The organism is Clostridium sp. 1001283B150225_161107_B6, from assembly GCF_015556325.1.
Classification (GTDB): Bacteria; Bacillota; Clostridia; order Lachnospirales; family Lachnospiraceae; genus Enterocloster.
This window is the reverse complement of record NZ_JADNMD010000001.1, coordinates 1,065,000-1,080,847: the sequence shown is the minus strand read 5'-3', so window position 1 is coordinate 1,080,847 and position 15,848 is coordinate 1,065,000. Positions and strand designations below refer to the sequence as shown.

Annotated in this window: 11 protein-coding genes; 7 read left to right on the top strand and 4 right to left on the bottom strand. The window is 45.6% G+C overall.

The features are described 5' to 3' along the window. Nucleotides 1–206 precede the first annotated feature (206 nt). The 5 genes from I2H39_RS04785 to I2H39_RS04765 all read left to right on the top strand — a co-directional run bounded on the left by I2H39_RS04785 (nt 207) and on the right by I2H39_RS04765 (nt 10,081). Nucleotides 207–1,445 carry a GGDEF domain-containing protein gene (locus I2H39_RS04785; protein ID WP_240305534.1) on the top strand — a complete coding sequence of 413 codons (1,239 nt, stop codon included), beginning with the start codon at nt 207–209 and terminating at the stop codon, nt 1,443–1,445. 732 nt (nt 1,446–2,177) lie between these two features. Beyond that, nucleotides 2,178–2,723 carry a GGDEF domain-containing protein gene (locus I2H39_RS29065; protein WP_243281771.1) on the top strand — a complete coding sequence of 182 codons (546 nt, stop codon included), beginning with the start codon at nt 2,178–2,180 and terminating at the stop codon, nt 2,721–2,723. Further along, nucleotides 2,720–5,965 carry a response regulator gene (locus tag I2H39_RS04775; protein ID WP_207746754.1) on the top strand — a complete coding sequence of 1,082 codons (3,246 nt, stop codon included), beginning with the start codon at nt 2,720–2,722 and terminating at the stop codon, nt 5,963–5,965. The genes I2H39_RS29065 and I2H39_RS04775 overlap by 4 nt, the downstream gene beginning before the upstream one ends. Nucleotides 5,966–6,063: 98 nt before the next feature. Further along, nucleotides 6,064–8,187: an ATP-binding protein gene (locus tag I2H39_RS04770; protein ID WP_138305799.1), complete on the top strand. Its 2,124-nt coding sequence runs from the start codon at nt 6,064–6,066 to the stop codon at nt 8,185–8,187. 10 nt (nt 8,188–8,197) lie between these two features. Next, the gene (locus tag I2H39_RS04765; RefSeq protein ID WP_195625908.1) at nt 8,198–10,081 is read left to right on the top strand and encodes an extracellular solute-binding protein; all 1,884 of its coding nucleotides are present in this window, start codon (nt 8,198–8,200) and stop codon (nt 10,079–10,081) included. 203 nt (nt 10,082–10,284) lie between these two features. On the opposite strand, the gene I2H39_RS04760 is transcribed toward I2H39_RS04765, so the two are convergent. Further along, nucleotides 10,285–12,465, bottom strand: a complete 2,181-nt coding sequence (locus I2H39_RS04760; RefSeq protein WP_330640987.1) for an ATP-binding protein — start codon at nt 12,463–12,465, stop codon at nt 10,285–10,287. A 193-nt stretch (nt 12,466–12,658) separates the two neighbouring features. On the opposite strand from I2H39_RS04760, the gene I2H39_RS04755 reads away from it, so the two are divergent. Continuing rightward, complete coding sequence (locus I2H39_RS04755; protein WP_195625907.1) at nt 12,659–14,137, top strand: GntR family transcriptional regulator; 1,479 nt, start codon at nt 12,659–12,661, stop codon at nt 14,135–14,137. Then, nucleotides 14,113–14,403 (top strand): DUF1989 domain-containing protein, encoded by a 291-nt coding sequence (locus tag I2H39_RS04750; RefSeq protein ID WP_138306222.1) that lies wholly within the window; start codon nt 14,113–14,115, stop codon nt 14,401–14,403. The genes I2H39_RS04755 and I2H39_RS04750 overlap by 25 nt, the downstream gene beginning before the upstream one ends. 140 nt (nt 14,404–14,543) lie before the next feature. On the opposite strand, the gene I2H39_RS04745 is transcribed toward I2H39_RS04750, so the two are convergent. The 3 genes from I2H39_RS04745 to I2H39_RS29055 are packed head-to-tail and all read right to left on the bottom strand — an operon-like array spanning nt 14,544 to nt 15,571. Next, a complete protein-coding gene (locus tag I2H39_RS04745; RefSeq protein WP_347708563.1) occupies nt 14,544–14,945 on the bottom strand; it encodes a DUF3788 domain-containing protein in 402 nt (133 codons plus the stop codon). A gap of 33 nt (nt 14,946–14,978) precedes the next feature. Then, nucleotides 14,979–15,317: a nitroreductase family protein gene (locus tag I2H39_RS29060; RefSeq protein ID WP_227146136.1), complete on the bottom strand. Its 339-nt coding sequence runs from the start codon at nt 15,315–15,317 to the stop codon at nt 14,979–14,981. Next, complete coding sequence (locus I2H39_RS29055) at nt 15,224–15,571, bottom strand: DUF1905 domain-containing protein (RefSeq protein WP_227146139.1); 348 nt, start codon at nt 15,569–15,571, stop codon at nt 15,224–15,226. The genes I2H39_RS29060 and I2H39_RS29055 overlap by 94 nt, the downstream gene beginning before the upstream one ends. Nucleotides 15,572–15,848 lie beyond the last annotated feature (277 nt).

Genomic DNA, 15,848 nt, shown 5'->3' with positions numbered 1-15,848 from the left:
GTTCACAGATGGAACAGATAATGATTCTTATACTCCATATAAGTTTACTACAAAAAATACGTTCTAACAAGCTCTGTCATATATTGGGAATATCAACCCATTTCCGTAAGTCATTAATCTCCAACAACAAAAAATTCCAAATAAATGCATGGAATGTTTTACATAGCGGCTGTTTTTTGTTATAATATAAAACACTAAATACGTATATGGGCAGAGTTGCGGATGAAGGGGTGAGTGTAATGCTGTCTGATAGCTATATAGGCTGGGGGCTGGCGTTGCCCATCTGCCTGTTTTTGGTCTATGGTTTTACTTCCATAAGGACAATGGAGACCCTGGGCTACCCACAAAAAAATGTCTTTTTTACTTGGCTGACTGGCGCCATACCAGGCGGGCTGCTGTTTACCTTCTGGTGCTCCTTCAATATTCCACTGATGCCGGTCTATATGATTGCATTCTTTTGCCACATGCTTCACTGGCATTATACAAGGAACACCTGGGAGGAGAAGCTGTTTGCAATCAACCTGTTACATATCATCACCATGTCAATCCATATGACACTAATCGGACTGTGTGCTTTGGCACTGAAGGTCCCAATGGGCGATGTGATTGGACGGCCTTCCTGGCGGATTATTACGATTTCTGTGGCGGTCTCTGCCCGCGTTCTGACTGATTTGCTGCTTCCTCACCGCGGGCTGCCACTGGAGGTAATACGCACCCAGACGGGTGCCGCGGAGAAAGAGCCCTTTATGGCCTTTCTGTGGTTTTGCAGTATTTTTATGTGTTTAGACAGCCTGCTTTGTCAGACAAGCATTAAGTGGACCATGCTGCCTGTGCTGCTCATTATATGTATGGTGTTTAAGCAGTTTTTTATCCTGCGCTGCCTGGTGCACCTATATTCCGTGATGCGGGCCCACCATTTTGAAGACCAGCATAAAGCGCTGGAGGCGGAGCTGGAACAGCAAAATCAACAGGCCGCGGCCTTACAGAGCAAACGTGACATGGATGCCCTGACCGGGATATACTCACGCCGGTATTTTATGGAACAAATGGAATGTTTTCTGTCACAGGGAGGGGGCCAAGGCGGTGCCCTGGTCTATATAGACCTGGACCGCCTCAAGCAGATTAACGATACTCTGGGACACACCATGGGCGACCAGTACCTCATTGTGTTTGCCCATACCTTTGGTGCATATTTGGGGGCAGAAGATGTATTTGCCCGGTTAGGCGGAGATGAATTTGCCGTCCTGCTTCCTGACTGCTGTGAGAACGATGCCAGAATCCGGCTGGAGGAAATACGATTCCGGCTGGCCCGAAAGGAATGCTGCGGAAACACTATTTCATTCAGCTTTGGCGTGGCAGGTATAACCGGGACACAAAATAATGCAGCTGAACTGATTCGTTGCGCAGATTTGGATATGTATCGCGACAAGGAGCAGCGGCGGTAGATAGGAGGTGGAACATTGGATTTGCGTCAAGTATTGGAAACTGTCATAATTGCCTTGGCTGCTGTGACCTATTTTTATTTTAACTGGAGGTATTTTTGCTTTGTAAAGGCGCAAAAACAAATGAAAAGCTTGGGTGTCCGCTATGTCTTATTATGCTTTGTCCTCAACTATATCATTTTTGTAGTCTGCAGTATACTGGAATTACATCTGGTCGCTAATTGGTCCATCTTTGCAGCGGCGCTCTTACTGGAAACCCTGCTGTATACCGGCCGGGATAGACGATGTTCTCTGTTCAGTACGCTTACCGGCATCATCTGCGGCTTAGCAATTAATATCCTTTGCCGTGCAGTAATCTCCATTCTCACCGGCCTGCCGCTTCAAAATTTTGATAACCACACCAGATATCTGGGTAACCTGAAGGGCATTCCCGTGCCTTTAGGCTTTCTATTCACAGGGATTATTCTCCGTGTCTTCACCAGACCGGCTTATATTCACCGGCTGAGGCTAATCCTGCGCTACCCCAAGCATCAGAAATTCCTCTTGGAAATGATGGCAGGCCTATTCTTTTACCTCTTTCTAAACCTGATTCTCTACTCCGCCCCCTACAACGACCTGCTGCTCAAGGGCTGGAGTATTAAATCCTGTCTGTTTGCTATCATCGGATATCATATTGCTATTTGGTATACTTGGCGCATATGCCTTTTGACGGATTACCAACATAAAAATAAGGCAATGGAGCATGAACTGGCGGCCTGGCAGCAGATTGTACCTCAGCTGTATCAGGATGCTGTACATGATGGACTGACAGGGCTTTTTAACCGTCAGCATGCACTGGAAGCGCTGGCATCCCTGTTTAACCAGGGCATTCCCTTTCTTCTCTGCTTTGTGGATTTGGATTGTCTGAAACAGATGAATGATGTATATGGCCATACCGAAGGGGACCGCTACCTCAGGGCTGTTTCGGACCAGCTCCGCCACATGTTCCGAAGAAATCAGGATATGCTGTTCCGTTATGGCGGCGATGAGTTCCTGTGTCTCATACGCGGTTTGCCAATGGATGAGGTAGAGCGGAGACTTGCAGATGTAAATGAGAGGCTGGCCAGGCAGGAGGGTGAAGGATTTCTCCTTCCCATTTCCGTCAGCTATGGGGTGGCTGACAGTCGTCTGTTCTCCGGGGCCGCACAGCTCATTGCGGAGGCGGACAAAAAAATGTATGAACAAAAGCAGCGGAAACGGAATGATAGAAATAAAGGGCTCTGGAAAGGAACACGAGAATGAGTAATATAGCGACAAAAATGACAGCGCTGGAAACTGTGCAGGCGTTTTGCAGTGCTTGGTTTGAAGAGCGCAACGCAGATAAGGCCCACTTTTTTCTGGCTCCTGATGAGGTCTGCTTCGTGGGCACGGGTGAGGATGAATTTGCCTATAGCTCCGAGGAAATGAAGGAGTATTTAATACGGGACGTGCAGGAGATTCCGGAGCCCTTTTCGTTTGAACTTATGCTTTTTCAGGAGCAGGTAATCGATGAACGGACCAGAAATATATCCATAGGGATTACTCTCAAAAATACAAAGTACAGCTGGAGGCTGCGGGCGTTTTTTACATTGGTCCGGATACATGAGCATTGGAGATTCCGTACACTGTGGTTTGCCGAGCCTGGAAACAGCCAGTGCGGTGAAGAACACTATCCGCGTGCATTGGTTATGGAAAACATAGCCCGGCAGAAGCAGGCCCAGGCCGAGGTTATGCACCTATACAATAACGTTCCCGGTGCGGTGTTCAGGGTCCGGTTCGATGAGGGGTTTTCCGTTGCCGATGCCAATGACGGTCTATACGAATTCCTGGGGTACACCCGCGAGGAGTTTGGAGCGCTGGGAAACCAGATGGCTGCGGTTATTTATCCGGGAGACTTAGAAGCTGTACGGGCAAGGCTGATTGCAGGTGGGGGACGCGGGGAAACCATCCGGGATGAACACCGGCTGGTCTGTAAAGACCGCAGTATTAAATGGGTGTCACTGAAGGCTCAGCTCTTGTCCGGTGATGATGGCAATCAGTATTTCTACGGTGTTTTTGTAGATATAACAGAAGAAAAGCTGTCCCAGGAACGGGTCCGGGAGCTTTATGAAAAGGAACTGGCCTATTTTGCCCAGACGGCTTCTGCGGAAGGGAGCATCCAGGGCAAGGTCAATGTGACAAAGGATATGGTGGAAAGTTATCAGGCCACGGCTGCCTCGGCTATCACCCGGCTGGGGGACACCTATGAGCAGGCTATCCACAATTTTGCGTCTTCCGTGGTGGACACCGAATATGGCAGCCATATCCGCAGGACCCTGGGGCGGGCCCGGGTATTGGACTGCGTTGCTGCCGGAGAGACGGATATCCACTTTGAATTTCTCCGCAGGCGCAATGACGGAGGAGCTTTCTGGAGTAAAACAAACTACAGGTTCCATCAAAATCCGGAGAGCGGCGATGTGATTGCTTTCTTCTATACCATTGACGTTACAGAGCAGAAAATGCAGGAGCAGCTTATCAATAAAGTGACCGAATTGGATTATGAGATTATTTCCGACATCGACATCTATAATGATACCTACCATGTGGTATCCTTCCACCCCGGAACCGAGAGCATGATGCCTGGGAAAGGCCGGTTTCAGGAGGAAGCCAGAAATATTGCAAATAACACTATGGAGGCGGAGGCTCAGAAGGAGTATCTTTCTAAGCTGGATTTTACATATATGCAGAAGGCGTTATCCGGGCAGAGCAGCTACAATTTTATGGCGGAAACCCGCGATGAATACGGGAATCCCCGGGTTAAACGGTACCAGATTTTTTATATCAGTGAGGAACTGGGCCGGGTCTGTATTGCGCGCACGGATGTCACCGACATCATCCGTCAGGAGCAGCAGCAAAGAGCGTCTCTGGCCGCCGCACTTGCTGCTGCAAAACAAGCCAATGCAGCCAAGACGGATTTCCTTTCCCGCATGAGCCATGAAATCCGCACACCTATGAACGCCATCATTGGCATGAGCGCTATTGCTGCCCAGTCCATCGGAGATGATGAACATGTGGCAGACTGTATTTCTAAAATAGGTATCTCCTCCCGTTTTCTGCTCTCCCTCATCAATGACATCCTGGACATGAGCAGGATTGAGAGCGGCAAGATGCTCCTTAAAAACGAAAAAATCCCCACTGAGGAGTTCCTGAAGGGCCTAAACGATATCTGTTACGGTCAGGCAGCCGCCAAAGGGGTTGAGTATGAGTGCATCGTGGACCCCACTCTGGATGATTTTTATATCGGCGATGCCATGAAACTGCAGCAGGTTCTTATCAACATCCTATCCAATGCCATCAAGTTTACCGGTGAGGGCGGTAAGGTTACCTTTTCTGCTGCTCCGCATAGAAAGACAAAGGACGGCGCGAAACTGCGCTTTATCATAAATGATACGGGAATTGGAATGGATGAGGAGTTTCTGCCCCGCATATTTGAGCCATTTTCCCAGGAGTCCATTGGCACGACAGCGCTGTATGGCGGTACCGGGCTGGGCCTATCGATTTCCAAAAATATCGTGGACATGATGGGCGGCCGAATCAATGTGCGGACAATCAAGGGAATCGGTTCAGAGTTTACAGTGGATATAAAACTGGGAGTTACGGAGGAAGCAAAACTCCGCTATGCCAAGAAGAAAATCAACTATAATTTTTCCCGTCTTAAAACCCTGGTGGTGGACGATGATGTGGCTGTTTGTGAAAGTGCGGTCGGAACGCTCCGGGAGATGGGAGTCACCGCCCAGTGGGTGGACAGCGGTTATAAAGCAGTGAACCGGGTACAGGAGCTTTGGGGTACCGGCGACCATTTTGATATGGTCCTGATTGACTGGAAAATGCCGGAGATGGATGGGATTGAGACTGCCCGCAGAATCAGGACCATTGTAGGGCCGGATGTCACCATCATCATCATGACTGCCTACGACTGGGCGGCCATTGAACATGAAGCGAAGCTGGCTGGTGTCAACCTGCTGATGAGTAAGCCTATGTTTAAGTCTTCTCTGGTTTCCGTGTTTACCAAAGTGCTGGGAGAGCAGGATGAGCAGGCAGTCCGGAAACAGACGGCTGAATATGACTTTACAGGACGGCGGATTCTCTTAGTAGAAGACAATGCAATCAACACCGAAGTAGCTGCCGCACTGCTTGAGAATAAAAACTTTTTTGTGGAAACAGCGGAAAACGGATTGCGGGCCATTGAGATATTCAGCAAATCCGGGACCGGCTATTACGATGCTATCCTCATGGACATACGGATGCCGCAGATGGACGGCCTCACGGCGGCAAACAACATCCGGCACATGACCAATGCCGATGCCAGGACGATTCCAATTATCGCAATGACGGCCAATGCGTTTGATGATGATATTGAGAAAAGCAAGGCCGCGGGAATGAATGCCCACCTGGCTAAGCCTATTGACCCGGAGCGGCTTTATCAGACCTTGTATGATTTTATTATGGGACAGGAGGAGGTTTAGACTATGACATTACCCTTCATAAACCATTAATCAAACAGCTGCTCACCCAATAGAGATGGCCGTACAGAAGGTGCATTCTCTATAGAAAGGAACCTGCCATGAAGAAAAGCAAAGCAGATAAAGTAAAACATACTTCAGATAATCATAAATGGGTTCTTATCTCTGTCATGGCGGTGGCGGCTGTTGCCAGTATCCTGTTGTTCGTCCGTTCTTATCAGAGGCTGAACCAGTCTATCCTGAATGAGCGTGTGGAAGCGGTCCAACAGATTGGGTATCTGCTTTCTGATAAAGTAACCATGCTGAAGGATTCCTACTTAGGAGAGACCAGACAATTGGTCACACTCCTTGAAAATTCATGTGCAGCCAGTATGGAAGAAGTGAGGAGAATGTTTGCCGACAGCGGTGATTTTCTCTTAGTGACTGCGGACGGAAAATTCCATGCTCCCGATGGGAGTACCTGGCTGATTAAGGATAACGACCTGCGTATGAATATCGTACAGGGAGCAGATGTAGTCTCCACCTTTGCCACCATTCAGACCAGGGGGGATTACTGGTTGTTTTCTTCAGGCCTGGATGGAGTGATTCTGGACGGCGTGGAGTACGTGGGCCTTGTAAAGCCGGTAGATGCCCGGCTCTACGCTGATGTGGCTACAATACCCTTGTACAGCGGAATGGGCGCCTCTTATGTAATTGATATTCATGGTTTCATCGTAATGCGCCCCCAGATGGCGGAGGCCAATGAGGTATTTAAAGGATACAATCTTTACAACATTCTGAATCAGGCGGGCATTGCCCGGAGGGAATTGGAGCAGCTTCAAAATGCTGTTATCAATGAAGCGCCTTACCAGTGCATCACAGATTTGGGAGGTATGACATGGCTGATTCAAAGTGTGAGTGTGGACGCGGACCGCGGGATTGTGATTGCGGTTCCAATCTCTGTTACCGCAAAAGACACTTACGGCCAAATGCGCAGCGTTATTCTTCTGAGCGCCCTTGTAGTTCTTATATTGGCAGCCCTGGTGCTGTCTACCCTGCTGTTTATGATGAAACGCAACCAGGCGGTCAAACTGGAACAGGCAAAGGCCAGAGCAAAAAATGATTTTCTGGATAAAATGAGCCACGACATCCGGACTCCGTTGAACGCAATCATTGGAATGCATGAATTAGCTCTCAACTCTCCGGATGACAAAGAGGTGGTTCTTGATTGTCTGAAAAAGGCTAAGATGTCCAGCTCTTACCTGGTCTCCATTATCAATGATGTGCTGGATATGAGCAAAATTGAAAGCGGAAAGATGACCATCAGCAGGCGGCAGTTCAGCATGGAGGAGCTATTGGACCATGTGATGCAGATGGAGGAGATTCCTGCCCGGGAAAAGAATCTGTCCCTGTCACTAAACATAGAGAGTCCTATCAATACCGATTTTATCGGCGATTCGGTGCGGATACGTCAGTGTCTGATAAATATAATTTCTAATGCAATAAAGTTCACGCCGGAGGGAGGAAGGATTGTTGTGGATTATGCCGCGCAGCCTATTGACAGCAAACACAGCAGAATCCGGTTTAGCATACAGGATACCGGCATTGGTATGAGCGAGGACTTCCTGAGCCGAATCTTTACGCCATTTGAACAGGAGTTTTCGTCTCTTACCAGTGCTTATGTAGGGAGCGGGCTTGGTCTTTCCATTGTGAACAGTTTGGTATCCCTGATGGGTGGAGATATTACGGTAGAAAGCGAAATGGGAATTGGCAGCATATTTACAATTACCATTCCCCTGTCCACTATCCCTATGTCAGCCGTCACGGGCGAGGCTGAATCTGACAAGGAGCTGTCCGTGCGGATTAGGAATCGGCGGGTTCTGGTTGCAGAGGATAATGACATTAACCGTGAAATCATATCCATGCTGCTGAAAGAGATGGGATTTGTGGTAGATACGGCTGTGCATGGGCGGGACGCGGCGGAACAATTCGCGCAGTCAGAGCCGGGGTACTACTCCCTGATACTGATGGACATTCAGATGCCGGTCATGGATGGGCTGGAAGCAACAAAGCAAATCCGCGCATCCGAACACCCGGACAGCGGAGCCATACCCATTGTGGCGCTCTCTGCAAACGCCTTTGACGATGACACCCAACGCTCCTTAGACGCAGGAATGCAGGCCCATCTGGCAAAGCCGGTAGACTTAGCCGAGTTGAAGCGAATATTAAAAAAATATGTAATGTGAGGTGCCCGAATTGAAAAAGAAAGATTTAAAAGCCGCAGCCGCAGCCCTGACCGGACTTATCCTGCTTTCAGGGTGCTCCCAATCCGCTCCGGTATCCCCAGCGGATAGTATTGCAGGTTTAAAAGCGGAGAATGAGATATTGACCTATAAACCGGTCGAGGACGGTAAGACAGTCATTACCATAGGAAAATACCAGGCTTTCGATGAGGCGCCATTGGAGGCGGCAATTGAGGAAAGATTTCCGGAGCTGGACGTTATTTTTGTAGAATCGCTGGCTGGTACAGACCCTATCGCATATATGGCGCTGCAGAGCAGGGCCGATTCCCTTCCTGATTTAATGTTTGTCACCCGTGTGGCACCTGACAACGACTTTTTATATGATTTGTCTGCAGAAGGAGTTGTCAGCCGATATAACCTCTCAGCCCTCAACACTATGAGCATCGGAGGGAAGCTCTTTCAGATACCCATTGCAAATACAGTGGTGGGGATTGCATATAACAAGACCGTATTTGAACAATATGGCTGGACAGCCCCGGAATCTTTAGAAGAGTTTTATACGTTGTGCGATACAATCTCCGAAAAGGGAATCCGCCCCTTCAATGTCTGCTTGAAATACTATTCGACGATTGAATCCACAGCACTGGGGCTCAGCTACGACAAGGTTCTCTCTGATTTGGATAAGCAGACCCGGTACAATTCCTTTATTCAGCAAGAGGGTTCCTGCCGGGGGCTGCTGGAGCCCATGTTCGGCACCCTGAAGCTGTTATACGAAAAAGGAATCATAACGGAAGACGATTTCTCATCCAGCGCCACAGAAATCCGCCACGGAATGTACGAAGGTACATCCGCCATGATAATCTCAAACCTGGATATCGTATCCCTGTACAAAACAGAGCAGCCGGACTGCCAGATTGACTTTATCGGGTTTCCCACAGAAGTGCCGGGAGAACGATGGCTGCACATGGTATCGGGTACCAAGCTATCGGCCTCCAGGCAGGCAATGGAGAACCGGGATAAGAAGGAAATCATCCTGGCTATTATGGATTATCTGAGTACAAATGAGGGGCAGAGCGCCCTGTTCCAATCCTTTTCCGGCGTCAGCAGTCTGACATCCTATCAGCAGGAGGCTGTATTTGATTTTGATGACATCGAGGCTTGCATTCAGTCCGGCCGCGTTTTCTTTGCAGATTATTTCGGCTCCAATGATTACGTTTCTGTGTTTTATGACTGGACCACAGGAAAAATGACCATGGAGGAGATGATTTCAGCTGCTGACCGTTTTGAGCCCATCAACGAGCTGATGCTGTTGGAGACAGAGCCTATTGGGACTGCCAGAGAACCGTTTACCATACTGGAGACCAGTATCTATATCGCTGATGTCATGCAGCAGCTGACCGGGGCAGATATCGCACTGGTACCCAATAATTATTTTTACCGGTCCAACATTGCAGCTATATACGAGGGCGGCATCGTATATCCACAGCGGTTCATACAACAGGGTACAGGCGCCAACGATTACCTGACCACCTATGAGATTACCGGGGCTGCACTCCGGGAACTGATGGAGCATCCCATTATCAACGGCGCAGAGGTGAATATTCTATACGCCCCTGCCGGGCTGAGGGTGGAGTATGCGCCATGGGCGGATGAGGCTGAAAATGTGCGCAGCATCACCCTGGCTGACGGTGGGGAGCTTAACGATACATCTGTCTACACAGTTGCTGCCAGAGCCGGTTGTATAGATGAATGTTATATTACCAGGGTAGTACAGGAATATCCGGATGCAGGAGCCAACAATGAAATGATGGCTGAAGCAATACGGGCATCCGGCTCCATCAGCCCGGTAAAGGATGGAAGGGTTAAATTGATATGGGATATAGTGAGACCTGAATAAATGGAAGAACTTAGCGGGGCTTTAATGTGTAAATCACAACGGCTACAAAAGTGTACAAGCAGGTAGGTAAGATAAGTATATCGTTAGCATGCAGTGAAGCGATAGCTGGCGACCGATTCTTTTCCGGCAGGAGCTGCTGGTCCATGAGTATTCCGTGGAATGAGGCTGAAGGCAGAGCAGAAGCCGGAAAAGTCGGGCCGGATTTATATTAAAAATCTTTTTAATAAGCGGGTCAATTCCATAACATCGATAGGCTTTGCTATATGGGCATTCATTCCGCATTCCAGGCAATGCTGTATGTCATCAGAAAACGCATCTGCACTCATAGCAATGATTGGGATAGATAAGGCATCCGGGTGGTTTATTCCCCGGATTGCCCTTGTAGCCTCATAGCCTGTCATATGAGGCATCCGTATATCCATAAGAATGGCATCGTAATATCCCTCTGGTGAACGTTGGAACTTGTCCAGACATATCTGGCCATCTTCTGCCCAATCCAGTTCTATGCCTGAGTCAGACAATAATTCACTTGCAACCTCCCAGTTAAGCTCATTATCTTCAGCCAGCAGGATACGGCGTCCGGATAGCTTAATATTTTGTTTTAATGCCTGGCCGTTTTTCATTTCAACTGAAACCGCCTTTTCAAAATCAAACGTGAGATGAAATTCGGTACCTTTATCAGGCTCGCTTATTATATCAATGGTTCCTTTCATTGCGTCCACAATGTACTTAGTTATCGCCATTCCCAAACCGGCACCCTCAGTTTTATGTATTCTGGTTCCATCTGCACGGCTATAGGATTCATATATTTTTTTGAGAAAATCTGGCGACATACCTATTCCGTTATCCTTGACTTTGATATGGATTCGGATATAGTTTTCTCCTTTTGGAGATTTTTCCTCAGAAAGGGATAATTGTATCGAGCCGCCCTCCGGTGTATACTTTGTTGCATTTGATAAGAGGTTTAACAAGACCTGATTCAAGCGGACACCATCGCACCACACATTCTCTGTTAGAATATGTTCAACATGTATGTCAAAGGTTTGCTTTTTAGCCTTAACCTGCGGCTGCATAATGTTAACGATTCCTTCAACTACGTCCTTTAATGAAATTTGCTCTATTGTTAAAGTTAATTTACCACTTTCAATTTTAGACATATCCAAAACATCATTAATCAGCCCTAATAGATGTTTACTCGACAATGTAATTTTTCTAAGGCAATTCTGCACCTGTTTCCGGTCATCTATGTGGGCTGCGGCAATCGCGGTCATGCCTACGATTGCATTCATGGGTGTACGGATATCATGGCTCATATTAGCTAAAAATTCACTTTTAGCTCTGCTTGCCTCAAGAGCCACCTGACGGGCCTCCTCCAATTCATGCACCTGAGAACGGGTTATGGAGAAATACCGAAGAAAAATCAATGTTAAAATAATCAAAACAGATACACATGACAATAATGTCATGAGCATACGCTGGCTGCTCAGATTATTTATGGCATTGTCCAATATGCTATAAGGCATTACCGATACTAAATACCATTCAGAATAGGGCAATGATATGCCATAAATTTGCCGTTCTTCACCATTTACTTCAAATGTTGTTGCATATTCTTCATGGTTTTTTAGAGCAGCACAAAATTCTTTTATAGGTTTTTCCGCAGATAGTTCATTTGCTGCAGAATCAAGCTGCCTTTGTAGTTGTTCAAAGAAAAGCCGTAACTCAGAGTTGGGATTCTGTATTACAAAACTACCGTCTGGCCTGATTATATGATAATACAACAGCTGCCCTTCATCCTCTAGGGAAAGGAAGTCGGTAATATATTCCAGAGGAACGGCCGCAATCAAGCCAGTGCTCCTATCATCATTGTGCATTGGATAAGCAGCATCAACGCCAAACAATACCACTTCATTTCCAGCAGAATCAACGCCTACAGCCACTCGTTGTTCCCCCAGTAATAATGCTTCTACAAAAGGTTCTGGGTTAAGTGGCCGTATGGATTGTCCATAAAGTGTCTGAAAATCCCCCTCGGCAGAACAAAGAGCTAAATAGTCAAACCCCCTGACCTGGGCCCTGTAAATAAGTTCTTCATATAGATTCTCTTTATCGTTGCTATCTGTTGGAACAACAGAAACAATGCCGCTGACCTGATTAAAACGTAATTTAATCACAGTTTCAAAGTGCCTGGACATTTGTTCGTTCATTCCAGACATATATATATTCCCAATTTCATAAACGGTCTTTTTACTTTTTCGGCTCATATAGATTCCGAGCAGACTGAAAACAGCAATACTAAAGAATAGAAGTCCGATGAAGCTATATATAAGAAATCGTGTTGCAATATTGTTTTTATTGATACTCATAGATGATATTTTTAGATTCATATATATATATTCCCTCCTCATAGACATTGCCATCATACCTTTCTTGGTGCCGTCATTTTACGGTTTTATTATAACTACTTTGCTTATATATTGGCAACAACCATATTGGTAAGGTGTGCAAATAGGTTTGAGCCTATTGATACTGACAAAATTGGTTTGTCATGGTATAATTCAGACAGAGAGGAGGCGGGGGATGAAACCACAGGAAACAAAATTTACATTTGTATATAATGAAATTAAGCAGTGTATTTTGGAGGGCCAAATACCGCCTGGAAATGCTTTGCCATCTTCAAGAATGTATTGCGAGCAATTTCATGTAAGCAGATATACGATTAACCGTGTCTTTGACGCATTAAGGGCAGAAGGGCTGGTTGATATTCAGCCTCGTCTTGCACCAGTTGTTGTTTCAAAAAAAGATAGTTGTAATTCATCAAATACTGTTTTCGAGATTTTAAAACAGAGGGAGAGCATTTTACAGGTATATCAGACGTTTTCTCTAATATTACCTTCACTTATGGTTTTTGCTTTGCAGGGATGTGATGTGGAGATAATGCCTCACTATAAACAGGCCATGAAAGCATTACGTTTAGGACATGCCTTAGGTGGATGGTCTTCTCCTTTTAAATTAGGATATGATATACTAAGAATAGGTGGTAATTCCCTATTCAGCGAACTCTATTCTACATTTGGCCTTTATAGTAAGCTTGCATTCTTTGCAGAGGATTGTCCTTATTTCTCTAAGCACTTTTTGCAGAGGGATGTATCTGTAGCCAGTGTTATTATAGATACATTAAAGGGCGGTGATTCACTCACAAAGTACAGCCAGTTATCAAATATGTATCAAGAACTTACGGATACCGTTGAAAAAACCTTAGATTACTTATCAGAGACAACGCCAAAATGTCCTGAACAAACTGGTTTGAAGTTTTCGTGGAATCCTATGCGTGGTCAGGATTATTATTACTCTAAAATTGTTGATGACATGAATCTGAAAATAGGCCTTGGGGAATATTCTGTTGGAATGTATCTTCCATATGAAAGGCAATTGGCTAGCCAGTATGATGTCTCTTTATCGACAGTCAGAAAGGCATTGGCAGAACTGGAGCAGAGAGGCTTCGTAAAAACGTTAAATGGTAAAGGCACCATAGTTATAGAACCGGATGATACTAAACTTCATCAGCTGGCACTTAATTCCGGGTATGTAGAAAAGGCGTTACGCTACCTTCATGCCTTACAGCTGATGGTTTTGATTATTCGTCCGGCAGCTTTAGCTGCAGCTCCGCGGTTTACTAAAGCAGAACTGGACGAGCTGGCAGACAGATTTACTTTTCCCGGCTCTATTTATTTAACAGATATTTTGGAATCCATAATGAAACATACCACGTTAGAACCTTTATATGTTATATTATCTGAAACCAATCATCTTCTTGAATGGGGGCACCATTTTGCTTATTATCCCTCCAAGAAACATACACTTTCACATCTCAATAAGCAAGTAATTTTAGCGTTTCAGCAGTTAAGGGAAGGCAATGATGTTTCCTTTGCAGATGGTATTGCAGATTGTTACCGTTACAATTTGGTTTGTATGAAGAAGCATATGGTAGAAAAATACAGGTTTCATAATGTAGCTAATATTCGTGTTCCCCAATTGATAACTATGGAGGAAAAATAAATGGGAAGGGGCATCCCAACTGCCTGGATAATATAAATAAGGCCCTTGGAGCATATCATACCATTATTACACCAGTCAACTTGTTCATGCACACGAAAATTAAGAGTGACGGCAGTATTTCAGTGGAAAAACCGGTTTCTAAATCAGGTGACAAGATTGTATTAGAGGCACTGATGGATATCAGGTTAGGCATTGCTGCTTGTAGTGTTTCTGAAAGTATGTGCAATAGTGGAACGTGTTCTCCTGTTAAAATTGTTATTGACTAAATCAGCTTACAGTTTACTATGCTGGAAAATACGGGGGCAGGCAGCCGCTCCGCCTGCGGAGCGTTCGCAGGGCACAGCGGCACAGTGTGTACCGCTGCGCCCTGCCTGCCAATATTGGAAACAGCAAAATAAGTTGATGATTAATGGGAGCATTTTACAGCTAATATTTTTTTAATATCGTCCAAATGCTCTTTACACGTAACACGGTAATGAATCCATCCCCCGTCACCGCAGGAATATTTATCATCTATGTATTCCTGCGTGTATTTTTGCATATTTCCATATATGGATTCAAACTGCACATGGGATAATCTTACCATTACTGTGAAAGCGTTATCCTCTGCAAAAATATTACACAGCAGCTTTTGTTTTTTTCTATGGGCAATTCCCCACCCATAACGATTACCATATGGAAACACGATTTTTTGCTCAGTGAAAAATTCGTTAGACAGCCATTTGTTTAGCTGAGTAAATAATTCTGCATTTTCGCCGCAATATGCTGTCATTTCCTCAACGGTTGGAACGACCTGCTTATTTAGCATTCTTTCATACATCTGACTGTAACCCTTCTTTCATTACCATTTATTGAAATGTATCTTTTCCGGCTCCCATCGTTTGCATAATTCCTTTACTTCGTCTGGCCAGCCTATTGCAATTACGGTAATAGGTTCTACCTTAGGAGGCAGTAAAAGTTTAGCAATTATCAACTTCTTAGTACACGCTAATTCAGATAAAAGCGTGTTTTCCGTAATCACACAGAATTGGTATGGGCGCTTATTTTTAGCCGTAGGTGCAGATAAACCGGCACTTAAAATTGTATTTAAGATATCTTTACTGACAGCTCCAGAAGTAAATTTTCGAATACGATAGGCAGCAGATGTCCGTTTGTTTGAACACTTACGGCTGCATTGCAATCCATTGTAATCTGTGCAGTCATTGCTTCCCCATTATAACCAGCGGCTTTTTGCAACGCCTTATCCACGACCACAACAAATCTGCCTTTACCACGAGATAACAACTTGCAGCGGTACGCAATATGATTGATTGTTCCATATACAAATAGGGTCCCCTTTTGTTGATGGAAAACGTCTTTTGCATCAAAAGGAATATCGGCTACCGTCAGCCTGCCGCCCTCATCCTGTTTAATCTGCGCTTCAAATATTTCCATAGCGTTTCCCTCCATCTGCATACATCTCTTAGGCGGACACACTTCTTTCTTTTACTCTAAATTCAAACGCTGGTTATGTCAAGATATTCTTCGTATCCTTATATCGTGTTTCAAAAAGAGTTTGCCCCCAAACCTTAGGTACAGGTAAACTCTTGTGCCGGTATAAATGTAGGTTTGCAAACCACAAATAACATACCCGGAGGGTTGGAAAACCGGCTGAAAAAGAAGTGATTTCCACGCACTGGGAATTGTGGTAGAATGGAAAAAACAGAACAGA